Source organism: Pseudoalteromonas sp. bablab_jr010 (assembly GCF_016464105.1).
GTDB classification, from domain to species: Bacteria; Pseudomonadota; Gammaproteobacteria; order Enterobacterales; family Alteromonadaceae; genus Pseudoalteromonas; species Pseudoalteromonas simplex.
In genome coordinates, this window is record NZ_JACDWV010000070.1 from 88,742 (window position 1) to 111,386 (window position 22,645).

At 40.5% G+C, this 22,645-nt stretch carries 19 protein-coding genes; 7 read left to right on the top strand and 12 right to left on the bottom strand.

Annotated elements, in window-relative coordinates:
- Positions 1-5: 5 nt before the first annotated feature.
- From JIG37_RS05890 to JIG37_RS05900, 3 genes are all read right to left on the bottom strand, one after another.
- Positions 6-1,211 (bottom strand): efflux RND transporter periplasmic adaptor subunit, encoded by a 1,206-nt coding sequence (locus tag JIG37_RS05890; RefSeq protein WP_199528935.1) that lies wholly within the window; start codon positions 1,209-1,211, stop codon positions 6-8.
- Positions 1,212-1,413: 202 nt separating this feature from the next.
- Complete coding sequence (locus JIG37_RS05895; RefSeq protein WP_199528936.1) at positions 1,414-2,106, bottom strand: haloacid dehalogenase type II; 693 nt, start codon at positions 2,104-2,106, stop codon at positions 1,414-1,416.
- A 55-nt stretch (positions 2,107-2,161) separates the two neighbouring features.
- Positions 2,162-2,815, bottom strand: coding sequence for a peroxiredoxin-like family protein (locus JIG37_RS05900; RefSeq protein ID WP_166339333.1), 654 nt, complete (start codon positions 2,813-2,815; stop codon positions 2,162-2,164).
- A 106-nt stretch (positions 2,816-2,921) separates the two neighbouring features.
- On the opposite strand from JIG37_RS05900, the gene JIG37_RS05905 reads away from it, so the two are divergent.
- The 5 genes from JIG37_RS05905 to phnW all read left to right on the top strand — a co-directional run bounded on the left by JIG37_RS05905 (position 2,922) and on the right by phnW (position 9,779).
- Complete coding sequence (locus JIG37_RS05905) at positions 2,922-3,797, top strand: LysR family transcriptional regulator (RefSeq protein WP_199528937.1); 876 nt, start codon at positions 2,922-2,924, stop codon at positions 3,795-3,797.
- A gap of 85 nt (positions 3,798-3,882) precedes the next feature.
- The gene (locus tag JIG37_RS05910; protein WP_199528938.1) at positions 3,883-4,443 is read left to right on the top strand and encodes an RNA polymerase sigma factor; all 561 of its coding nucleotides are present in this window, start codon (positions 3,883-3,885) and stop codon (positions 4,441-4,443) included.
- Complete coding sequence (locus JIG37_RS05915) at positions 4,440-5,510, top strand: FecR domain-containing protein (protein WP_138618222.1); 1,071 nt, start codon at positions 4,440-4,442, stop codon at positions 5,508-5,510. The genes JIG37_RS05910 and JIG37_RS05915 overlap by 4 nt, the downstream gene beginning before the upstream one ends.
- Positions 5,511-5,518: 8 nt before the next feature.
- Positions 5,519-8,542 (top strand): TonB-dependent receptor, encoded by a 3,024-nt coding sequence (locus JIG37_RS05920; protein WP_199528939.1) that lies wholly within the window; start codon positions 5,519-5,521, stop codon positions 8,540-8,542.
- Between the two features lie 142 nt (positions 8,543-8,684).
- Entirely contained in the window at positions 8,685-9,779 is a 1,095-nt protein-coding gene (phnW, locus tag JIG37_RS05925) for a 2-aminoethylphosphonate--pyruvate transaminase (RefSeq protein ID WP_199528940.1), read from the top strand.
- Positions 9,780-9,835: 56 nt separating this feature from the next.
- On the opposite strand, the gene JIG37_RS05930 is transcribed toward phnW, so the two are convergent.
- From JIG37_RS05930 to JIG37_RS05960, 7 genes are all read right to left on the bottom strand, one after another.
- Entirely contained in the window at positions 9,836-10,522 is a 687-nt protein-coding gene (locus JIG37_RS05930) for a UTRA domain-containing protein (RefSeq protein ID WP_166339323.1), read from the bottom strand.
- Between the two features lie 64 nt (positions 10,523-10,586).
- Positions 10,587-11,147, bottom strand: a complete 561-nt coding sequence (locus JIG37_RS05935) for an HD domain-containing protein (RefSeq protein WP_199528941.1) — start codon at positions 11,145-11,147, stop codon at positions 10,587-10,589.
- A 10-nt stretch (positions 11,148-11,157) separates the two neighbouring features.
- Positions 11,158-12,552 carry an FAD-dependent oxidoreductase gene (locus tag JIG37_RS05940; RefSeq protein ID WP_199528942.1) on the bottom strand — a complete coding sequence of 465 codons (1,395 nt, stop codon included), beginning with the start codon at positions 12,550-12,552 and terminating at the stop codon, positions 11,158-11,160.
- Entirely contained in the window at positions 12,552-13,361 is an 810-nt protein-coding gene (gene phnX / locus JIG37_RS05945; RefSeq protein WP_199528943.1) for a phosphonoacetaldehyde hydrolase, read from the bottom strand. Before phnX ends, JIG37_RS05940 begins: the two co-directional genes overlap by 1 nt.
- Before the next feature lie 20 nt (positions 13,362-13,381).
- Entirely contained in the window at positions 13,382-14,686 is a 1,305-nt protein-coding gene (locus tag JIG37_RS05950; RefSeq protein WP_199528944.1) for a DUF5690 family protein, read from the bottom strand.
- A gap of 48 nt (positions 14,687-14,734) precedes the next feature.
- Positions 14,735-17,548, bottom strand: coding sequence for a TonB-dependent receptor (locus JIG37_RS05955; protein ID WP_199528945.1), 2,814 nt, complete (start codon positions 17,546-17,548; stop codon positions 14,735-14,737).
- Between the two features lie 140 nt (positions 17,549-17,688).
- Positions 17,689-18,087 (bottom strand): biopolymer transporter ExbD, encoded by a 399-nt coding sequence (locus tag JIG37_RS05960; protein WP_054553076.1) that lies wholly within the window; start codon positions 18,085-18,087, stop codon positions 17,689-17,691.
- Between the two features lie 290 nt (positions 18,088-18,377).
- Between JIG37_RS05960 and JIG37_RS05965 the strand changes: the two genes are divergently transcribed.
- Entirely contained in the window at positions 18,378-19,355 is a 978-nt protein-coding gene (locus tag JIG37_RS05965; RefSeq protein ID WP_199528946.1) for a catalase family peroxidase, read from the top strand.
- 186 nt (positions 19,356-19,541) lie between these two features.
- Positions 19,542-19,991 (top strand): GNAT family N-acetyltransferase, encoded by a 450-nt coding sequence (locus JIG37_RS05970; protein ID WP_054553078.1) that lies wholly within the window; start codon positions 19,542-19,544, stop codon positions 19,989-19,991.
- Positions 19,992-20,288: 297 nt separating this feature from the next.
- Here JIG37_RS05970 and JIG37_RS05975 read toward each other — a convergent pair whose 3' ends face one another.
- Both JIG37_RS05975 and JIG37_RS05980 read right to left on the bottom strand, forming a co-directional pair.
- Positions 20,289-21,113 (bottom strand): Cthe_2314 family HEPN domain-containing protein, encoded by an 825-nt coding sequence (locus tag JIG37_RS05975; RefSeq protein ID WP_199528947.1) that lies wholly within the window; start codon positions 21,111-21,113, stop codon positions 20,289-20,291.
- Between the two features lies 1 nt (position 21,114).
- The gene (locus JIG37_RS05980) at positions 21,115-22,341 is read right to left on the bottom strand and encodes a DUF3644 domain-containing protein (protein WP_199528948.1); all 1,227 of its coding nucleotides are present in this window, start codon (positions 22,339-22,341) and stop codon (positions 21,115-21,117) included.
- Between the last annotated feature and the right edge of the window lie 304 nt (positions 22,342-22,645).

The following is a 22,645-nucleotide window of genomic DNA, read 5'->3' on the forward strand; positions in this document are numbered from 1 at the left end:
TGTGCTTATTTTGCGTGGCTAGGGTTAGCGGCTGGTTTGCCAACATTGACTGGCATACCCGGGAAGAAAATACGTGCCATGCCATCAACAATAACTTGGTCACCTTCTTTTAACCCACTGCGAATTAACCAAAAATTTTGGTATTGCTCGTTTTCTGGTTTTTTGATCCACTCACCTACAGTAACAGGGGCAGGTAAAGCGACATCCATACCTTGCTCGTTTTTACTTACTACATAAACAAACTTACCGGTGCCGTTATCAAGTACTGCACGTTGCGGTACGATGAAAGCGTTTTTGCGTACTGCACCACTTAACTCAACGCGCACGAATTGGCCCGGGCGAAGTTGAAAATCAGGGTTAGGAATAATTGCCTGAAACTCACTGGTACCTGTGTTTGGATTAATACGCACATCTGAGAAGTTAACTTCACCGGTTTGTCCGTATAACGAGCCGTCTTGAAGTTTAATTTGTGTTTTCCAATGGCCTTGCTCAGGTAATGTCAGTGAGCCATTTTTAACATCTTGACGCATTTGCAGTTGTTCACGCTCAGATAAGCCAAAACGAATACGAATAGGGTCAAACTGAGTCATTTGAGTCAGTAATAAATCTGGACCAGAAACATAAGTGCCTTCAGAAACAAACTCACGTCCCATTACACCTGCAACAGGGGCTTTCACTTGCGCATATTCAAGGTTTAGTTGCGCTTCTTTTAAGGCAACTTTTGCAGCTGCTAAATCAGTTTTAGCAATATCATTGGTTGAACTAGCGTTATCGTAGTCACGTTGTGAAACGGACTTTTCGGCACGTAGTTTAGCTAATCGTTTAACATCACGATCAGCTTGAACAAGCGCTGCTTTTGCACCATCAAGTGCTGCTTGCGCTCGGTCAACCGCAAGTTGATAAGGTTCAAGGTCAATTGTAAACAGTGATTGGCCTTGCTCTACACGCTGACCTTCTTCAAAGTTGCGTGATTCAAGAATACCGGTGACACGGGCACGAACTTCAACTTCTTTTGAACCAGACAGCGTCGCTGGCAGCTCAATAGTAAAAGGTGCATCGTGAGTTTCCATTGTCATAGTCGCGACAGCGGCGGGGTGCATTTGACCCTGTTGTTGCTGTGGCGCTTCAGAACAACCTTGCAGTAGCAAAGGAGCAGAAACTAATAACAACGCAGATAATGATAATTTGGCAGGTGCGAAAGGCAGACGCATGTTTACTCCACAGTCCAATTGTTAAGTAGGTATACATAAAAAGTAGTCTATCAGGATGAAAGACGTCACTATGCATTTTCAATTAGCGTTTAGTTTATACCCAAAAAAGAGAAAGGTACACCCTGTAGTTTACTTTTTTATTAGGCACAAAAAAACGCAAAGCATTTTCGCTTTGCGTTAATTTAAGGGTTTAAATCGTTTTTTACTTTTTCGTTAGTAAAGAGGCTAACTCTTCAAGGTTTTTAACAATGTAATCTGGTTGCTTTGCCAGTGGGTAAAGCGCTTTACCGGGCCTTGCGATAAACGCTGTTTGCATACCCGCTTCTTTAGCGCCTGCTACATCCCAGCCGTGAGCAGCAACCATCAAGGCTTCGTGAGGCGCTACATTTAATTGTTCAAGCAACCACTTGTAAGCGCGCAGATCGGGTTTATACACTTTAATATCTTCAACACTGTAACGGTGAGTAAAGTATTCTGTTAAGCCAGCATGTTGAAACTGTGCTTTTACACCGTTGTTTGTCGAATTTGTAAAGCTGACTAGTTTATAGTCTTGCTTTAATTTCGCTAATGCTGGTTTAACATCCCTATGCGCAGGTAAAGATAAAAGCGGTGGTACAATCGCTTGTTTTGCTTGCTCGTTGGTTAACGAAATTTGATTATTACTTGCCACCATCATCAGTGCTGCAACACCGATTTCACCAAAGTCATGATAATCATTCGATACCGTACTTACTAAAGAGTGGTGAAGCATTGTCGAAAACCAAAGTGGCAATAGCTGGGTATTGCCATCAAGCGCTTTAGCGACTGAGCTTTGCATTTGTTCAAGATCAAGCAAGGTTTCGTTGACATCAAACACAATTACTTTTGGTTTTGCTTGGTGTTGAGACTCTGCCATTGTGCCTCCCGAGTAAGTTAGGGTTACCAATAAAACTAGACTAAAAAATACTTTTTTAAACATGATTTAGTGCCTTAACTGCGTTAAGAACATCTAAAGGCTCTGCTCTTAGAGTGTAATCTTCATGGGCAAATGCAAATTGAATTACCCCTTGGCTATCAATAACGTAGGTTGCTGGTAATGGTAATTCGTAGCTTTCGTCACCATTGGCTTTTGGAATATCTAAACCAAGTTGATCGTAAACAGGGATCAAGCGTTCATCTAAGGTGAATACTAGGCCACACTTTTTAGCCAAAGAGTTAGACACATCAGAAAGCACCGTATAAGCTAGCTCGTTTTGCTGTTGGGTAGACAGTGATTCATCAGGTAACTGAGGCGAAACAGCAACTAACTGTGCATTTTGATCAGCAAATGCTTGTTGCATATTGTTAAGCGCGCGAAGCTCTAAATTACAATACGGGCACCAACCACCACGGTAAAAGCTAAGCACAAGCGGGCCTTTAGTTAGCAATTCAGTCGAGCTGATTTGTTTGCCCTTGCTGTCGGGTAATTCAAATGCTGGAAACTTATCACCGACTTTTAAAGCATGTTCACTTAATTGTTCAGCAATTAGTTTTTCAGTCGTTACATCCATCAAATTTAAGATATCAGCAGGGACATTGGCTTTCTTTTGCACTTCAAAGGCGTCGATTTGGGTTTTTAAAGACATACATGCTCCAATCATTTTTTACAATTAGTAGCAAGTATAGAGTTTTAAATATTTATATATACAATACAAAACTGAAACCTAAATTCGAAAATGTTGAATCAAAGCCATGTACAGTTTATGTGATTTAGAAACCTTTATTGCCATAGTTGAAAACCAAGGTGTAGTTGCCGCCGCTAAAGCTCAGGGCCTCTCACCAGCTACGGTAAGTCATCGCTTAAGTAAGTTAGAAAAAGCGTTAAGTACTGTATTGTTGTTTCGTGATAGTCGGCGAATACGCTTATCGCCGGCAGGAGAGCTGTTTTATCAACGTGCTGGTGCCATTTTAGAGGCCTTGTATGATGCAGAGCATCAAATTGGCGCACGGGGTTCAGCAGTAACAGGGCTTTTAAGAGTCACTATGCCGCCTTGGGTATTTTCAAAATTTGTGATGCCTGAGCTTGGCCACTTTGAACAGCAATTTCCCGACTTAAAACTCGATTTTATGATTACAGATCAATTTGTGAATATTGTTGATGATGCCCAAGATGTGGCTATTCGAGTTGGTCAGTTAGCAGATTCAAACTTGCTTTCTCGTAAGCTGGTTAATAATTCACGTATTTTGTGCGCAGCACCGAGCTATATTGAAAAATATGGGCAACCTAAGTCGGTGGCTGATCTTAAAGACCATTACTGGGTGTGTTTGCCATGGCAGCGACAGCTTAAATTTAGCGAAGGCGGACAAGTCATTAATTATAATGCGAGAACGCGTTTTACTGTATCTAATTCAGATAACATGACACAGGCTGCGATTGCAGGCCATGGCATAGCGATTAAATCTTATATTGCAATTAAAGACGATTTAGCCGAAGGGCGGTTAATTGAAATACTCCCTAATAGCCTAGTTGATGCTGATGCGCCAGTGTGGTTTTTAAAACCACAAAACAACCTAGTGACGCGTAAAACAGAGGTTTTTTATGAGTTTATGAAATCTTTGTTTACTTAAGGTACAAAAACTTAACAAATGGCTTGTAATTAAACTGAAATCTCGTACCCTAAAGCAATAAAAATATAATAAAGGTGAGTTAAGGATGACAGAACAAACTGGGGTTATCACCGCTTTTACTGAGATATCGAGCAAGCTTAGGCGCTTTGTATCGCGAATTGTCAGCCCTGATGATGTAGAAGATATTATACAAGAAACGTTTATAAAAAGTTATGAAGCTGATCTTAAGCAAAATATCGAATATACTCACAGTTACATGCTGAAAACAGCTAAACATTTAGCGCTGAATCACATCGCTAAATGGGACAATAAATACAAAGAATCGTTAGATGAACAACAGCAGGTTGAGCATCACATGCGTTCAATGGCACTTGAAGATGAAGTGACTTCTAAAGAGCGTTTTTTGTTTTTTTGCCGAGTAACTAACGAATTAAGCCCTCAGGTTAAAAAATGTTTTATCTTAAAAAAAGTCTATGGCTTAAGCCAAAAGGAAATTGCAGCTAAAATGGATCTCAGCGAGAGTACTGTTGAAAAACATATTGCTAAAGGCTTATTGCATGTTCACCGAGCAATGAAATCACACGATGTACAACCTCAGGCATTTACCCCTACCACAGAGTTCACTGCAAAAGAGGTGAGCAAATGAGTAATGTTCATCCATTTTCATCAAAAGACATGATTCAAGAGCAGGCGAGTCATTGGATCAGTGCAATTGATCGTGGCTTATCTAAAGATGAAGTTAGCCAATTACATATCTGGGCTCATCAAAGTATGGCTCATCAAGAGGCTCTGTTTGAACTTGCGACCTTGTGGGATGAAATGAGTGTGCTTAATGAGTTAAGTAGTTTGTTTCCTTATAAAGCACCGCAAAAACAACCTGCTGTATTTGGTATGTCAACCGCAGCCAGCTTTTTAGTGGTGATGTTGCTTGGTTGTATCATGCTTATCTATTCAAGCTATTGGCAAAGTGAAGAAAATGACTACGCCAAATTTAGCAAAATTTACCGCACTAAAGTGGGTGAGCAAGCTGAATTTGTGTTACCAGACAGCACTATTGTGCAGCTTAATACCAATACTAAACTCGAAGTTGCCTACTCAGGCGATCGTCGTCAATTAATTTTGAGTCGCGGTGAAGGGCGCTTTAATGTTGCCAAAGACCCCAGCCGTCCGTTTACGGTTATTGCTGGTGATAAATCATTTACTGCACTTGGTACAGTGTTTAATGTTCAGCGAAATACCGCTTCAGACTTAGAGCTAGTGGTGACCGAGGGCAAGGTGATGATTGCTGATCCTGGTACGCAGGTTGATGCTAGCGACTTTAATCGTTTAAAAGACGCCTCAGATAACAGTGAAGATATAAAAGCGCTTCGCGCTAATGTTGTTGTATCTGGTGAGAAAGCACTGATAAAACAAAGTAAAACAGAACCAATTAAGCAGTTATCTGTTGATGACGTACAACGTGATTTGGCATGGCAACAAGAAATGCTGATTTTTAATGGCGAGTCTTTAGACGAAGCTCTGCAAGAGGTGAGTCGTTATACCGCCACACGTTTTGAATTAAATGATCCAGAACTTGCCTCTTTAAAAGTGGCTGGCGTGTTTAAAACTGGTGACATTAAAGGTTTGCTTGATTCTTTACAGGTCAACTTAGGTGTAGAACATCAACGTTTAGGTGAACATCGTGTTAGCTTAACTATCGCTGCAAAAGGTTAGTTCTGTCTATGAGAATACGCCAATCTAATGATGTTAATTGTGCGCCACTTTCTCGTCACAAAAAATTAATTAAAAAAAAGTTAAATTTACATAGCGGATTTTTCTTCCTCACTTGTTTGTTTAAATTGCGCAGTAAGCAATTGCCGTTGTTACCTGCCTCTTTTGTTATTTATGGCCTTACAGCAGGCCAAGTAGCAATAGCGGCTGAAAAACAAATGCTGCAATTTGACATCAAAGCGCAACGAGCTGATTTGGCGTTAATCGAATTTGCAAAGCAAACCGAACAAACAGTCATTTTTTCTTTCGAATTAGCAAAGCAATATCAAGCGCAATCAGTGTTTGGTTTTTACACCAAACTTGATGCACTGAATGCGATGCTAGAAGGCACTGAGCTCGATGCGGTTGTTGATCAACAAGGCTTGCTGAGTATAAAACTCAAACAAGTAGATAGGATAGATAATAACATGATCAAAGTATCAGGGGTCAGCGCTGCAGTCGTGCCATTACTGCTTGCCGCCAATACGCAAGCGTTAGCAGAAGATCAATCAGCAGAACAAAACATCGAAAAAATTGCCGTTGTCGGTAGCCGTGTAGCAGGACGCTCGGTTGAAGATTTGCCGGTTCCGGTTGATATTTTAAGTGCCGAAGCACTCGAGAATACAGGTCAAACAGAAGTTGGCCGTATGCTTCAGGCTATTGCACCGTCTTTTAACTTTTCAAGCTCGTCTATCAGTGATGGTACTGATGCACTTCGCCCTGCAACATTACGTGGCTTAGGGCCAGATCAAACCTTAGTTCTTATCAATGGTAAACGCCGCCACCAAGCGAGCCTTATTCACATTAATACGTCAGTAGGTCGTGGTACGGCGGGTACCGACATGAATGCTATTCCTGCTGCTGCAATCAAACGTATTGAAGTATTACGTGATGGTGCTGCTGCGCAATATGGTTCAGATGCCATCGCAGGTGTTATTAATATCGTATTAAAAGACGCTGAAGAGGGAGGTAAAGCGGCGATTAATTACGGTGAGTACTCAGAGGGCGATGGCGAAACTGTAACTGTTGATTTCAACAAAGGTTTTGCTTTAGGTGATGAAGGTTATTTAAATACCACAATCAACTACCGTGACCGTGCGCCGACAAACCGTGCTGGCCTTCATGGCTCATGTCAATTTTACGGCTGTACTGAACTTGATGACGGTACGCTTTTAGCAGGCGACCCTCGTGAGTTAACGGCACCTCGTGATACGTTTAGAATTGGTGATGCAGATTCACAGCAATTTGCTCTAACCGTTAACACTGGCTACGAGCTTGCTGGTGGTGAGCTATATGGCTTTATCACTTATTCAAATCGTGAAAACGAATCAGCTGCGTTTTTCCGTCATAACGCAAATGCTAATGGTAACCCTGTATTACAAGATGGTGATGCAACCATTCCTATGGGGTTCTTACCGAAAATTAATACTGTCATTGATGACGTGTCTTATAACTTTGGTTATAAAAAATCGTTCGATAATGACTCAAGCATTGATTTATCGTACACCTACGGTGAAAACAGCATTGATTACACCACAAGCGACACTATCAACGGCTCTTATGCTAACTACCTTCGTTATGACCAAGGTTTAACGGCTGATGAAATTCGTGCCACTATCCCGCGTTCAGCGTATGCATATGGCCTTGAATTATCACTGCAAACTCTAAACCTTGATTACACCAAAGATTACGACAACTTCTCATTAGCACTAGGTGCTGAGCTTCGTACCGATGAGTTCCGTATTCTTGAAGGTAGCGAATACGCATACCGTGATTACGATACAGTTGATGGTGTGAGCATCTATTCTGGCTTAAATGGCGGGGTAGGTAGTGTTGACGCTGCAAGCGGTACGCAAGGTTTTGGTGGCTCAGATCCGGCATCATCTGTTGATGAGTCGCGCGATGTGATCTCATTCTATATTGATGCAGAAACCTATGTTATCGATGATGTAATTATTTCAGGTGCGGTACGTTACGATAACTACAAAGGCTTTGGTGATACCGTTAACTTTAAGTTAGCAGGTAACTGGTCTGTCACTGAAGATGTGTCTTTGCGTGGTGCATTAAGCACAGGTTTTAGAGCACCTTCTATGCAACAACTTTACTTTAATAACGTAAGTACTCAGTTTGTTGTAGGCGATGACGGCAGCTTAGTGGCTGAGCAAGTAGGTACGTTCAGAAACGACAGTACTTTAGCGCAATCAATTGGTATTCCTAAGCTAAAAGAAGAGAAGTCACAAAACCGCAGTTTAGGTATTGTGTATAACGTAACCGACAATATCAATTTAACCATTGATTACTACTCGATTGATATCGACGACCGTATCGTTATTTCAAACCGTTTAGGTAAAGGTTTATCAGATACGCTAGATGCTGCACTTGAAAGCTCAGGCGCAGGTGCGGGTCAGTTCTTCTTAAATGGTGCAGACACAGAAACAGAAGGTGTTGATTTAGTTGCCACATGGAACACAGAAGGTCTTGGCGGTACGCTAGATTTCACCTTTGCTGCTAACTTTACTAAAACAGATGTGGTTGATTTATTTACGCCATCAGGCAGTGGTCTTGAAACTATTCCGGTAGAAGATGTGTTTTCTGCCCAAGAAACGTCAATTATCGAAGAATGGCAACCTGAAGACCGCATTAACTTAAGCGCGCTTTACCGCTTAGAAGATTGGACTGTAAACCTATCTCTAAACCGTTACGGCGAATACACAGTTGAAGATGGTGGCCGTCAAACATACGGTGCTGAAATCTTAACTGATGTTAAAGTTAACTACTTCTTTAACGAAAACCTGTCATTTAACATTGGTGCAAATAACTTATTTGATGTTTACCCAGATAAGAACACCATTGGTAATTCGCGCTCGGGTACGATTGTTGATGCTAGCGGCAACACAATTGTTTCAAGCCCTGGTGTATTCACTTACTCACGTCGTTCAGCACCATTTGGTTTTAACGGTGCGTACTACTACGTAGGTGCAGAGTACAAGTTCTAAACTCCCTTTAGATTCCTTTATTATTTAACTTGCAAAGGGCCGTTAGGCCCTTTTTTAATGCAGTCATAAAAACTTCACTTTTTTTATCAACATAAATCCCTAATAATATCTGGACTAGACCAGATTTTAGGCGATATTAAAAATGAATGAATATTTACTGTTAACTCCTGGCCCATTAACAACATCGGACAGTGTAAAACAAGCGATGTTAAAGGATTGGTGTACATGGGATGACGATTATAACTTAGGTGTTGTACAGGCTATTCGCAGCAAACTTGTAACTTTGGCCACTAAAAGTTCTGACTATACGTGCACATTAATGCAGGGCAGTGGCACTGCGAGTGTAGAAAGTGCTTTAGGTAGTTTAGTCGCAAATGAACATAAGTTATTAATAATAAACAATGGCGCATATGGTAAACGGATGGCAGAAATTGCCAAGTATTTAGGTGTTGACCATTGTGTTTTAAATTACACTGAAACGCAGCTACCAAACTGTGACGACATTGAAAAAACACTCTTGAGTGATGAAAACATTAGTCATGTTGCAATGGTGCACTGCGAAACGACGACCGGCATGCTAAACCCAGCAAAGCAAGTGGGCGAACTATTATCACGCCATAACAAAGTGTATATTTTAGACGCAATGAGCAGCTTTGGTGGCGTACCGTTTGACTTAGCAGATTGGCACATTGATGTAATGATTAGCTCATCTAATAAGTGTATTCAAGGTGTTCCAGGTTTTGGTTTTGTAATTTGCAAACGTGACTTAATTGAAGAATCACAGGGGGTTGCACGTTCGTTGTCACTTGATTTACATGCACAGTGGCAGTGTATGGAGAATAATCAAGGTAAATGGCGTTTCACATCTCCTACACATGTTGTACGCGCATTTCATCAAGCTCTAATTGAATTAGAACAAGAGGGTGGTATTGCAGCACGTCATAAGCGTTATAAAGACAATCAGCAACTTTTAGTCACTGCGATGAGAGAGTTAGGTTTTCAAACGCTCTTAGATGAGAGCTTACATTCACCGATTATCACCTCATTTTATTCTCCAACAGCGAATGGGTATGACTTTAAAGAGTTTTACTTGTTGCTTAAAAACCAAGGGTTTGTGATTTACCCAGGTAAGGTGTCAGATGCTGACTGCTTCAGAATTGGCAATATTGGTCATGTGTTCGAAAACGATATTACACGTTTAATTGAGGCAATATCAAACAGCAGATATTGGTTATAAAGAATGTTCACCCGTGTAAAGGCTTTGTTTAACAAAGCCTTTTTTCATTTATTGCCTTAGTGACCTTCTACAGTCATTTCAATAGCATTATGCAACCAATACTCAACATTGTAATCCACTAAACTGCCTAGTTCATCAAAGCGTTTACGAATAACTTTTAAACAGGGTGTGCCACTATTTTTTTGCAATACCTGTGCTACATCGTCAGGAAGGACAGTCACACTAATCGCGCACTGCTCATTGACTACATTTGTTGCGTATTGATTTGCCATTATTTGTGTTATCGAGCCATTTAGGTTGTGCTCAGCAAGTCCATCAAAACGCGCAGCATCACAAAAAATATCTTCAAACATCACTAAGCGCTCATCAAGGCTGCGGGCACGTTGCAAATGGTGCAAAGTTGATGCAGAAAATTCTGCTTTTAAATCATGATTGCTAATTTCTTGATGGCTAATCACTTGGGTATCAGCAACAAAGCCTTGTTGTTTTGCAAGTTCATAAAAGTTTACTTTAGTGGCAGGGTTCCACTTAAGTTTTGTTGGTGTTACAAACCAACCACGGCGCGTTTGGCTATAGATCAATCCTTCAGCTTCTAAACGAAGTAGTGCCTCACGGACTGTAATACGGGTCGAGTTAAATTGTTCTTGTAACAAACGCTCAGAAGGGAGTTTGTCACCCGTGTTCAGAGTCCCTTCGCTTAGTAATTGATGTATGTAATTTCTGATTTGTTGATATAAAAGCATACGGTGCCTTTTTGCTAAATACAGCTTTAGCTTAACTGATAATAAAGGGATTTATAACGTTTGATTATGAAATTAAATAGTTATCTAAGTAATCTAGCCAAAAAGAAAGTGGTTCAATATGCATATTTGGATCTTTTGCACAGTCGTCAAGTTCTCTTAATTGTAAAATTTCTTCAAAAAATGGCTGGGCTGAAAATTGATTAGCTTGTTGTAACGACAAAGGGCCACCTTGTTGTTGCAAGGTGAGTGTACTGGCAGGCGAAAGTGTTTGCTCATAACCTGCATTCTTTGCGACTAAATAGCGTTTAGCTTGAACATGTTGAGAAACCATGGCAACGACAGCATCATTAAAGTTATTTTCTTTTAAAAAAATAGCGCCAAGCTCACAGTGATTTACATATCCTTGCTTGGTCATAGTGAGATTTTGCTGCTGTGCGATTAAATGTCCAATATCATGTAAAAATGCAGCAACGACAGTATCAGCGCTTAATTTTTGCTGCAATGCAAGCCCAGCGCACTGGGCTGCATGAGAATACTGAGTACAAATTTCGTCATAGTGTTGGTAACCAAACTGCTCAAATAAATAACAGATCTGTGTAATTGTTTGTTGGTGTGTAATGGCCATCTAAAAAACTCTACGATTTCATATCGACTTTTCCTGCGCTGCCTATGAGGCTGGCAAGATACGTATCTATTGGATTTACATGGGTGTTATTGTCTTCTGCTCGTTCTTTACGACGAATTGCATTACGAATTAGGTAAGCGCCGACAGTTCGAAAGGGCTCAACTACAAAGTTGTCTAATGTTTGATTTACAAGGCCACAGTGTTGCCAAACAGGTGCATTCTTTAAAATTAAAGCACACAGAATATTTGCCCCTAAAAAAGACTGTACGACGCCATTACCAGAATAACCCCCGGCGTAGATAACGTTTGCTTGATTATTCAAATGTCCAAAAAACGGGAAGCCAGTGACACTTCGGTCAGAAGGGCCTGTCCAAGTTCGATCAATTTCAAAATTATGCTTAGGGAAAAAGTGTGATAAAGAGTTATTTAATAGCGTTTGATAGCGACTCGGCTGCTCAAATTTATCACTCATTCTGTTTGCGAAGCTAAAATAATTTCCGCCTTTGCCAAGCATTAATCGACCATCAGTAGTGGTTCGGTAATAGTTTACAAAAATACGGGAGTCTATTATTGCAGCGCCATGATTGAGACTTAAATGATTTAGCGTTTCAGGCATCGGTTTAGTAATTGCCATATCGCTTGAAACCAGCACGATATTACGTTGAAACTGCGGCTTTAGGGTAGGGAGCCACGCATTAACGGCAAATACTAGATGATTAGCACAAATATTACCTTGGCTTGTTTCAACATTTAGGGGGGACTGTCCGCTATGTGCTGTGTACTGGCACTGTTCAATAATTGTAACGCCTAAACTTTCAGCGACCTGTTTTAAACCACGAACTAATTTTGCCGGCTGAATACTTCCACCATGAGGTGAATAATGACCGTTAATATTGGCGGCTGATCCTGTATTGATAAGAGCTTGAGTATCACAGTGTTGCCACGCATTAAGATTGTTATCCTCAAGCATTTTTATTGCGGGGGCTAACAAGTGCTTTTGTGCTTCATTTGAGGCGGTGTAATAACAGCCATCAATCCGACAATCGCAGTCGATACCGTGCTGACAAACAAACTCTGCAATTTGATGAACCGCTGACTCAGACTCTTTGACTAAAAACAGTGCCTTTTCGAGACCGACTAACTTACTTAAACTGGGCAGCTTAGTTGACCAAGTTAACATTGCACCGCCATTTCGCCCTGATGCACCTTGCCCGCAAAAGCCTTTTTCAATGATGGTAACCTTTAAATTAGCTTGTTGCTGCTTAAGTTTGATTGCGGTCCAAAGACCAGTAAAACCACCACCTATGATACATACATCGCAATGATGCTTTGCAGGTAATGCAAGAGGAAGCGCATTGGCTTCCTCTTGCATTGCGTTATCAAACCAAAAAGGTTGAAACTGCATTATGGGCGCTCCCCTCGGCTTAGTTTTGCATCAATCTCCATTAAAACAGCTTCAATATCGGCCAGTGAGTCGACCACGAAATGTGCACCTGCAGAGTACAAGCTTTGGTAAGCTTGGCGTGTCAGTTGTTGCTTCTGTTCAGCACTACAAGCTTGCCACTCTTGCTCTGTTAAGCCAACCGCATTACCGCTTAATGCGAGGCCAATTGTCCACATGCCGGCATTCAAACCTTCTTCGATGCCGGGGGCTGAATCATCAATTTTGATACAGTTAGCAACTTTTTTAATGCCTAAAGCATTTACATTTTCAAGAGCCATCCAAGGGCCAGGGCGAGAACCGGCTTTAAGGTCGTCACTTGCTACCCAATGATCCGGTTGATAGCCATAGTCTGCAGCGGCGCTGACTAACACTTCCATAACTTGGCGAGGGTAGCCCGAACAACTGCCTACTTTGATGTTTTGCTGTTTTAAGCGATTGATCACTTTAAGCGCACCAGGAATAGGCATTGCTCTGTCTGCTACTTTAGCCTTTTGCAATGGCATGAAAGTTTGATAGATGTGATCAATATCTGAGTCTGACATTGCTCGGCCAAACTGTGAGTGCCAGCGTGAAGCAACTGACTCTAACTTTCCAAGTGTGGCAATGTGATCCCATTTTCCCATACCCATTGGAATACGCGCTTCAGCAAGTGAAATCTCAAAGTCATAAGCTTGTTTAAATGCTTCAACAAAAATGGTGGTGGGGGCAACTGAGCCATAATCCACGACAGTTCCAGCCCAATCTAAAATGATAGCTTCTATGTTTTTCATAAGATTCTCTTTTAATTGTTTCAGGTCACAACCTGTTTTGAGTGATGAGTTCGAATAGGGGATAAACGTACTGTGAAATAACACAGTGAACATGCAACTAAAGCGGCGGCTACAATGCCAACTAAGTAACAAGCGTTAATAAAGAAGTTAAGCCAACTGAGTTCAGGCATAGCAAATGTTCTGTACAGTAAAATACTGACAGAGCCAAGATAGCCTGCAGAATCAGCAAGATAAATTAAAAAACCAGCATTAGCGACAGAGCCAACGGCAGAAATCATTCGGTCAAATAGAAAACAGTTATACGGGATGTAACTGATATAGAGACCTGAGCCAAGTAAGACCATCCACGCTTTTGCGGATATCAAGTTAGCTTCGAAAGCAAAGGTACTCGACAATAACAAAGCGGCACCGAATAAAATAAAGCCGTGATTGACATAAAATGCGGTTTTGTTGTTTTTTACCAAAACCATCGCACCTAATGCGATAAGGACAATAAATGACATTCTTATCCCCGCGTAGGCGAAAATGGCAGGTTCTTCACCATGGCCAAGAGCTTGCCAAATTTCAGCTGCAAAATTGTCACGGAAATCACGAAAACCAGTAAACAGCATAAAGCTTAAAATGAGGCAGCTAATACCAAACCAATACTGTTTAAAAAATTGCCAACGGGCTTTGCCATCCATAGGTAAGCGTTTTTGTCTTGCTTGTTCGTCCTCTATTGTTGGTTCTGGAATGAGGGTTAAGCATTTAACACTAAACAATAGCAGCGGGAAAAATAGCGCACCTGTTGCTGCAGGCATCCAAAGTTCAGGTACATTTAGTGTATCAATAAGCCATTTGCCTACACTGCGAACAAGGCCTGATGCCAATATAAAAGTGACACTCAAAATAGCGCCTAGAATTTCACTGGTTTTTCTTCCTTCAAGAAAGCTAAAAACAAGTCCCCAAATCATGCCTAGTGAGAGGCCATTAAAAAATAGCCAAATAACATTTAACCCAATCGGAGTGATAGCAAATAACACCAGCGATATTTCTGCAGCGGCAAGCAGGCCAATAATTGTTAAACCTCGTTGCTGATGCTGCATCTCTGAAATAACTTTTATGCCAATAAATTTAGCGCATAAATAGCCAAAAACTTGCGCCAAAATCAGTGCAATCTTAAAGCTTATCTGCCAACTCGGATCGTCGAATTCAGTGTAACTATTTGCAGTGAATGGCTTACGAAATGCGTACATAGAAAAGTAAGTGAGAAATGCAGCACTGGCTGCAAATAACACAAAACCGGTTCCTTGCGCACGTTTAAGCCAATTAGGGTGTGAAAACATTAGGTATCCTTTGCGGGGCAATGGCCCCGCATACAACTCAAAAACTGATTAGAACTGATAATTAATGCCAACCATGCCGCGTACACCGTAGTACTCTACTTGTAGAGGACGGCTTTCATCGCCTAGGTAGTATTTAAGAGGCTCGTTGGTTAAGTTATTCAGTTCGAGGTAGACTAATGCGTTTTCGTTAAGCTGATATGACGTGGTAAAGTCAACGCTTGTATTGTCGCCATAATAGCTATCAAATTGTTTGCTGCTGCCATGCTCTTCAATGTATTCACCTTTGAAGTTAACGGCTAATCGAGCTGCAAAATGCGTATTATCGTAATACACCGTAAAGTTGTAGAGACTATCTGCTTGGCGAGGAATGGAGACTTTGTCTGCGCGATCTGGAATCGTCATTTCTGAATCCATGAAGGTCGCATTAGCCATGATGCCAAAGTTATTTAGTTCAGGTGTAATAAACCCTAAATCACGATTGAACGCGACCTCGAGACCTGCAAGCCATGCGCTATCGCCATTTTCAGGGCGAATAATATTAACCCCAGTGTTATTGCCGAACTCTCCTATAGAGCTACTTTGAAAAATAGGATCGGTAATATCTTTATAAAATACCCCCAGAGAAACTAACCCTAAGCGGTCAAAGAAGTATTCAGCCATTAAGTCGACATTATTTGAATAAGTCGGCTCTAAATTTGGGTTACCAGAAGTTAATTCGTTGTCTGCTTCTAAGTAAGTTGCACCTGGCGTTAATGAGCCAAAGTCAGGACGAGCAAAAGAGCGAGTTAATGCAAGTCGATAATTGGTTTGACTGTTAGGGTGATAGGTTAAATGCAATGCAGGTAACACAGACAAGTAGTCATTGTTTGCTTTAACGCTTTCGACTTTATCTTCATCTGCAAGGTAAATATAACCGTCAACTTCGGTGTCGGTTTGAGTTAAACGAAGACCTGTTAGCATTTCCCAATTAGCATTAATGGTATATGTAGCCATACCATATAAAGATGTATGTTGTTCATTAACATCAAAGTTTCTGCCAAGTGCTCCACCATTTTCGATTAAAGCAGATTCACTTTTATCAAGGACAAACTTGTCTTTATTGTTATTCCAAAAATTCGCTAAGTCATCAGTACTAGCAACTTGCGAAAACTGACTTTGATAATCGTAAGAAAGCTCGCTTAAATAGTCACTTCGCCCAGGTTGGTCGGCTAATGCAAAATCACTCAGAGTAGGGGCTGCGCCATAGTTTTCAGTATCCCATGCATAAAATTCATCGCTGAACCTAGCAACGCGTTCTTTATCGCGATACTTTGCGCCTACTTTAACAATAAGATCATTATTGAGTTGCCACTCAAAGTCTAAAGCGGCAACAATTTTATCTTTTTCATTCACCTTAATTTTATAAAGTTCGACCCACGATAAGCCCATTTGGCTTGGATCAAACGAAAAACCACTTGGTAGATGAGTACTGATTTGATCCCATGGATCTGAACCACCATCAATCGTGTTATAAGCGTAGTTTTTGCCTGTATCTCTGTCTTCAAGGCCTTCGTAACCGACATTTTTTTGGTCAAATCGAACTACAAAATAACTGTTATCTTCACTGTTAGGCGTGTTGCCATACCTAAATTCGTTTTCATAGCTAGATAAAGACCAATTTAATGTTTTGTCGTAGCCAAAAAAATGCTCACCAGCAAACTCAAAGCCCGTCATTTCTGTTATGAGCTCATTTCTAATATGTTGTAGCTCTGCTCTGTCTTTATCAAAACGCATACGATGCTTATAATGCGTTTCATCGTCGATTAGTGTGCCGTACATTGCACTAGCACTAACATTGCCTTGTTCTAGCTGGTATTCAACAGAACCATTTAAACCGTAAGTTTCACGAGTTCCGGTGTAATCTCTTAGCTCTAAACGATAAATACCTAAACCATCATTTCCTCGACGTGGTTCAAAGTTATCTGTTGCCCAGTCGCGTTGCCACGCTGTTGCGTTAATTAAAAAACCTAACTTGTCATCTAAGATGCGATCGCCATAAAGTAAGTTGGCAGAGTAGTTATTGCCATCAGCTAGTTCGTTTTGACCGAGTGCTAAATTGGCATTAAATACAAAATCATCGGGTGCTTTTTTGGTTATAAAGTTAACGTTACCACCAATAGCATCTCCCTCCATCTCTGGCGTTAATGCTTTTGATACCTCTACAAATTCAATAAGCTCACTCGGGAAAAAGTCAAACGCAGTGGCGCGGCTGGTGGTTTCTTCTTCTGCAGTTGGTAATCGGTTGCCATTGATAGTTGCAGAGCTCCACTGGGCAGGTAAGCCGCGAACAGCAACAAATCGGCCTTCGCCTTGGTCGCGTTCTATAGAAACACCAGGGATGCGTTGAACTGCTTCAGCTGCGTTACGGTCTGGCAACTTACCGATGCCATCAGCCGAAATAACATTTTTAATATTTTTAGCATTCTTTTGGCTATTGGCCGCAGCCATTTCACCACGTTGAATTTGACCAACAGCAACGACTTCTTCAATGGTGTTAGCTGAATTATCCATCACAATAGGAGACAGTAATTTAACCTCATTGTTGCTTATCTCAACATCAACAATCTGGCTGCTATAACCCATATACGAAACTTCAAGTTGGTAGTGGCCTGCATCTAATTTAGCAAGCTCAAACTTACCATCATAATCAGTCACCGTTGATTGATTTGTGCCAACGACTTTAACCAAAGCACCTGGCAAGCGATTACTATGATCTGTGATAGAGCCTTGAATTTTTGCATCAGTGGCAAAAGCGCTATGCGCTGATAAAAATGGGTAGCTGCACAAAAAAACAGCTGTGCTGAGTGTACGTCGTTTAATCATCTGTTGAGCCTCTTATTTTTAAATTTAATCTGGACTAGACCAGATTTGTTGCAGACAATAATAGAGAGGCTTTTTTACAAAGATGTGACGGTTTTTTATTTTTAATATTAAAAAAGGGTCAAATGACCCTTTGAGATAAGTTATAAAGACGTGCTGATAGCAATTGGTACATCTTGATATTGTTTTATTTTATCAAGCAAGGTGACCAAGGTTTTATGGCTGCTTTGCTCACTTGCTGTTACTTGCACATTGGTCATTTCAAACTGTGCGGCAAATAACGCAAGGTTAGCGATTATCTGCTCTGGTGTGATAAGCCTATTTGCAAAATAAATACTGTCGTTTTCAGTGATAGTAAATTGTGCTTGTTTTTTAGGGTTTTCAAGACTTGGTTTTGCTAAAGGGCGGTTCACTTCAATAGCGCGCTCTTTAACAAATGAGGTTGTGACGATAAAAAATATCAGCAAGATAAACACAATATCGAGCATAGGAGTCATATCTACATCAGCGTTTGCAGTGGTTTTTTTATGTTGTTTCACCATAATTAGGTCCTTGTTGTTTTTGACTAAGCCACAAAATTTACGATTAAGTGGACTAGCCATAGTCGTGATTAATACCACGGATTATTTTTAAAATGCTGGGCGCCACAGCAGTTTTTCGGATCCTAAATTTAAAGTTAGCAGCTTTTAAAAAAACGGTGGTTAAATAAATATTCTAAGTTTATTAAATATTTGTAGCGTTTTTGTTGGTAAAAATATTTATTAACTTTGATGAAATCATTTTGAAGTTTATCTGGTCATTTTTGTCGGAACTAAGTTTAAAGGATGGATAAATGATAAAAATTACGTCTTTAGTTTGTGCAATGTGTCTTGTTTTACCAACAGTAAGTTTTGCTGAGCAATCAGTAAACGGGCAAGATTTTATTAATTTATTCGAAAAGCTGTCAGGTAAGCAACCCGGTATCAGAAAAGGTCACGCCAAAGGGGTGTGCGCTGTCGGCACATTTACACCTAATCAAGCAGCAAAGCAGTATTCAATTAGCCCTTTATTTAACGCACCGTCAAAAACAAATATTCGCTTTTCTATGGGCGGTGGTAACCCTCATGCTGATGAAACATCACGCTCGCCGCGAGGAGTGGGGGTGCAGTTTGTACTAGAAAATGGTGATGTACACAATATTGCAGGGCTAAGTACACCTGTATTTGCAGGTAAAAGCCCAGAAGCGTTTTTTGGTTTGCTAAGTACCTTAGTACCTGACGAAAAAACTGGGCAAATCGATTATGCAAAAGTAAAAGCATACAGAGAGCAAAACCCGAGTACCTTAGGGCAATTTAATTGGCTGCAAAGCCATAACCCGCCAGCATCGTATGTGTCTTCGCGTTATTTTGGTGTGCATACCTTTTACATGGTTGATGAAAAGGGCGCTAAGCATGCCTTTAGATGGACCATGGTGCCAGAAGAGCCTGAGCAGGTGCTAACTGAAGAGCAAATGAAAACCTTCCCTAAATCATTTCTGGCTAAGCGACTTGAAGAGGGTTTAGCGAAAGGAAAGGTTCATTATCGTTTTCAAGCACAATTAGCCAAGCCCGGTGATGCATTAACTGACCCTTCAGTACAATGGCCTGCGGAGCGCAAAACAATTAATTTAGGAAAGCTCACCATAGAATCGACAGGTGAGTCAGGTTGCGACCTCACTAATTATGACCCAAATCTGTTATCTAAAGGGTTTAAGCCAAGTGATGATAAAGTACTTAAATTACGCTCAACAGCCTATGCGATTTCATTTGCTAAGCGTTTAACGGGCCAATAAATAAAACTAAATCGCTTGGCGGTGCTCCCGATTATTTGATTACCAAATAAACTTGGTGGTTTAACGACCAAGCGATTTTAATGTAAAAGTTGTCGTATATAGTTAAAGTCATATTTTTCAATTATGTATTGTTTTTATTCACTTTACCCATATCTATACATTTACTGAAAAAATAAAGGGAATTTTATGAATGTAACTTTGCGTGATGTTACGAAGGATAATTGGCTGGATGTAATTCACTTAGAAATAACTAAAGAGCAAGAGGATTACGTAGCGTTAAATTCAGAGTCTATCGCTGAATCAAGCTTTTATCCCCATTATGTTAATCGGGCAATATATCGTGAAGATGAGGTTGTCGGTTTTATTCAATATTACCAAGAGCTTGAAGAAGGGCTACCTGATGAGTTTTACATTGCTCAGTTTATGGTTGATGTAAAATATCAAGGCCAAGGTATAGGTAAAATCGCAACAGAATTAGTAATTAACGAGATGAAAGAAATTCCAGAATGTAAAAAAATAACCATACTCTACATGCCTGGCCACCATATGATGCGCAAATTTTATTCTCAGTTTGGTTTTGTGGTCACCGAAGAAGACGATGAAGACGGTGTTGTAATGGAACTTGATGTTAAATAGTTGAAACGCTTTTTAGGAGAGCTTAGTTATAATCAACCTTTATCATATCTTGTCAGATTTGTTTTTAGTCCTTAATAAAATCTGACAGTTTAATATGCGCAAGAAGTATAGTGTCGGATTAACTCGTTTTTGGACATAAATGAGTCAGTGGCTTTTCCACTCATCCTCTATAGTTCGAAAAATATTACTTTAAGAAACAGTAAAGCGCTTAATAAGTTAATTTACAAGCTGCCGCACCTCTGACATTTATAGCAACAATCATAGTCGTGAATACTCAACTAATTCTATTTCAATAGGTTAGTTTTGATAAAACTTACTGTTGTAGTATTCCGCTCGCTCTATCAAACCCAATGCGTCTTTGCTTATACCATCTCCGGCTTTCATTTTTCCAATAAATGTCTCTTTAAACATCGGGTAAAGGTTTGAAAATATTTCAGTGAGCGTTGCCGACAGAACAGTTACAACTTGATGGAAATCGACCTCTATCTCCGTAATAACATTTTTGTGTTCCGCTTCGAGAACCAACTCCTCGCCGTCCGGTCCAGTATGCTTGCCTGAAACTCCAAAAGCTTCCATTGCACTTGCTGCATAATAAAATTCTGGGAGGCTCCCCAAAGCTCTTCTCTCTCCACGGTGAAAAAGTCTATCTCTTTCCTCTCGTAAATGTTTGCCCGCTTCAGCCACTTCATCTATTAGTTCTATTAACCTATTGTTAGTTATTATTTTTTCATTCCTAATTAACGTTTTTCTGGATACCTTACGCGGAGATAGGCCAACCTCACAAACCGATTCAATCAATAGAAATACGCAATCCCTAATCGATGTTACTCTACCTAACATGACATCTAGAATCGAACGCACCCAGTTGTAACGTGAAATATTTCCAAGTGGTGTTTCAACCGGAAGATTCGTCAATGACAATAATTGATAGATTGTTTCAAGTGACTTAAATGTATCGTTCAGGGCATTTGCCCTGTGATGGACGTGTAAAACGTAGTTTACGTCGGAAGGAGCTGTTCCAAATTCAAAATCTTGAAAGCAGAGCGGTTGGTATAAGTCGTACACAACACCGATGAATAGGCATCCGTCAAGAGTCTCACTATCAAACTTTATTTCTGACATATCAGCGCTTGTTCCTAAGTTGGTTGCGTCTAAATTCCTTAGCTGATTCCAGCCACTTGGGTTGCTTTAAATTGTCCACAAACCATCGGATGAATTTTTCAGAATAGCGAGGTCTCCCATCAATCACCCAACGCATATCAGACTTTGTCTGATAATTAATTTTGTGTTTATTCAGCACGGCCTGAAAAGCACCACTCTTGATTGAAATGGTTGCCTGCCGTTTATTTATTTCGTCAAGGGTCTCTTTCGTATGGTAGGGGTGTGTAGCATCTGGATCTTTAGTCTTCGTGATTATAATAGCCCCTTCACCGGCATCACCCACACTAAGTGACAGATCGCTTTCATCTTCCCGCTTAACAAGCGCAAGCCTGTAGTCAACTGGGATTGAGAACTCTGTAGAATCAACCGTCTTCGATGTTTCGTCAAAGCGTTTAATGAATTTCGATACTGATTGAGCAGCATGCTTACCATACAACTTTTGAATTAATGCTACTTCTGGAGCGGGGCCATCTACAACCAAACTCAGCATACCCACACTTTGCCCAGCAAGAGGGGCATTACCCATTTCATGTCTATAACGTGTTTGATAGTTCAGAACGGTTGCTTGAAAAAGCCGGGACAATTGTGGCTGTAATTCTGGTATCAGCAGATGGATGGCGTGGTCACGTAAATCAATAATCGTCTCTAAATTGATTCTGACAGGATCTTTTTCTTGCAGCCTCCTTTTAACCGCATCTGAAATGGATATACTTCTATCCCCATCATTAAAAATTTTTTCATACCCTTCAGCCTTGAGTATTTCTGCTTTAAGTAACAGTTCCCAAGCATTGACCATCATGATTGCGAAGGCCTCAACACGGTTTTTCATACTTGGTCGGTTATATACCTCCAGCGCTAAAGTAAACGCATCGAGACTCCGACTAACCAGCTTGTCGTGAAACTGCTCTTCCGGTTTTTTTTGCTTAGTTTTCGCTGACTGACTCATTACGGCAAGGAACTCGTCATTTGATAAGGCGCTTATTCCTTCAATTCGGTATTTGGCACGTGAACCAGCATGAAAAATGTACTTATTAAGCAACTTCTCATTAATGTACTTGTTGATGGAGTTTTTACTATACGCGGTGCGTTGGGCTACCATCTCAGCGGTAAAGGTAGTGCCGTTTTCTTCAAACTCCCTTAAAACATCAGCCAAAGCGAGCTGGTTATTATTCCTTGCCAATTTATTCATATCCTTCTGTAGTTCTTGATAGAAGCAAGTTGTTGGTATACCTCTAAAGCAATAGACATTTTCAGTATTACTAAAATTAAGCCAACAGGCAAGTACCAACCAAAGCTAGTTCAGTCATGCGAAACACTAAAAGGGCAATAACTAGTTATGTCTTATGTCAGCTATTGGACCTTAGCCGAACTTTGGCTGGATGGTGGATTAGTTCTAAGTTGTCTGTCAAATGAAGTTACAACCAAGAAGTTTAATTTAGATATAATAAACAGTATATCTAAACAGATAAAAGCCCAGCTTTGCTGGGCTTTGC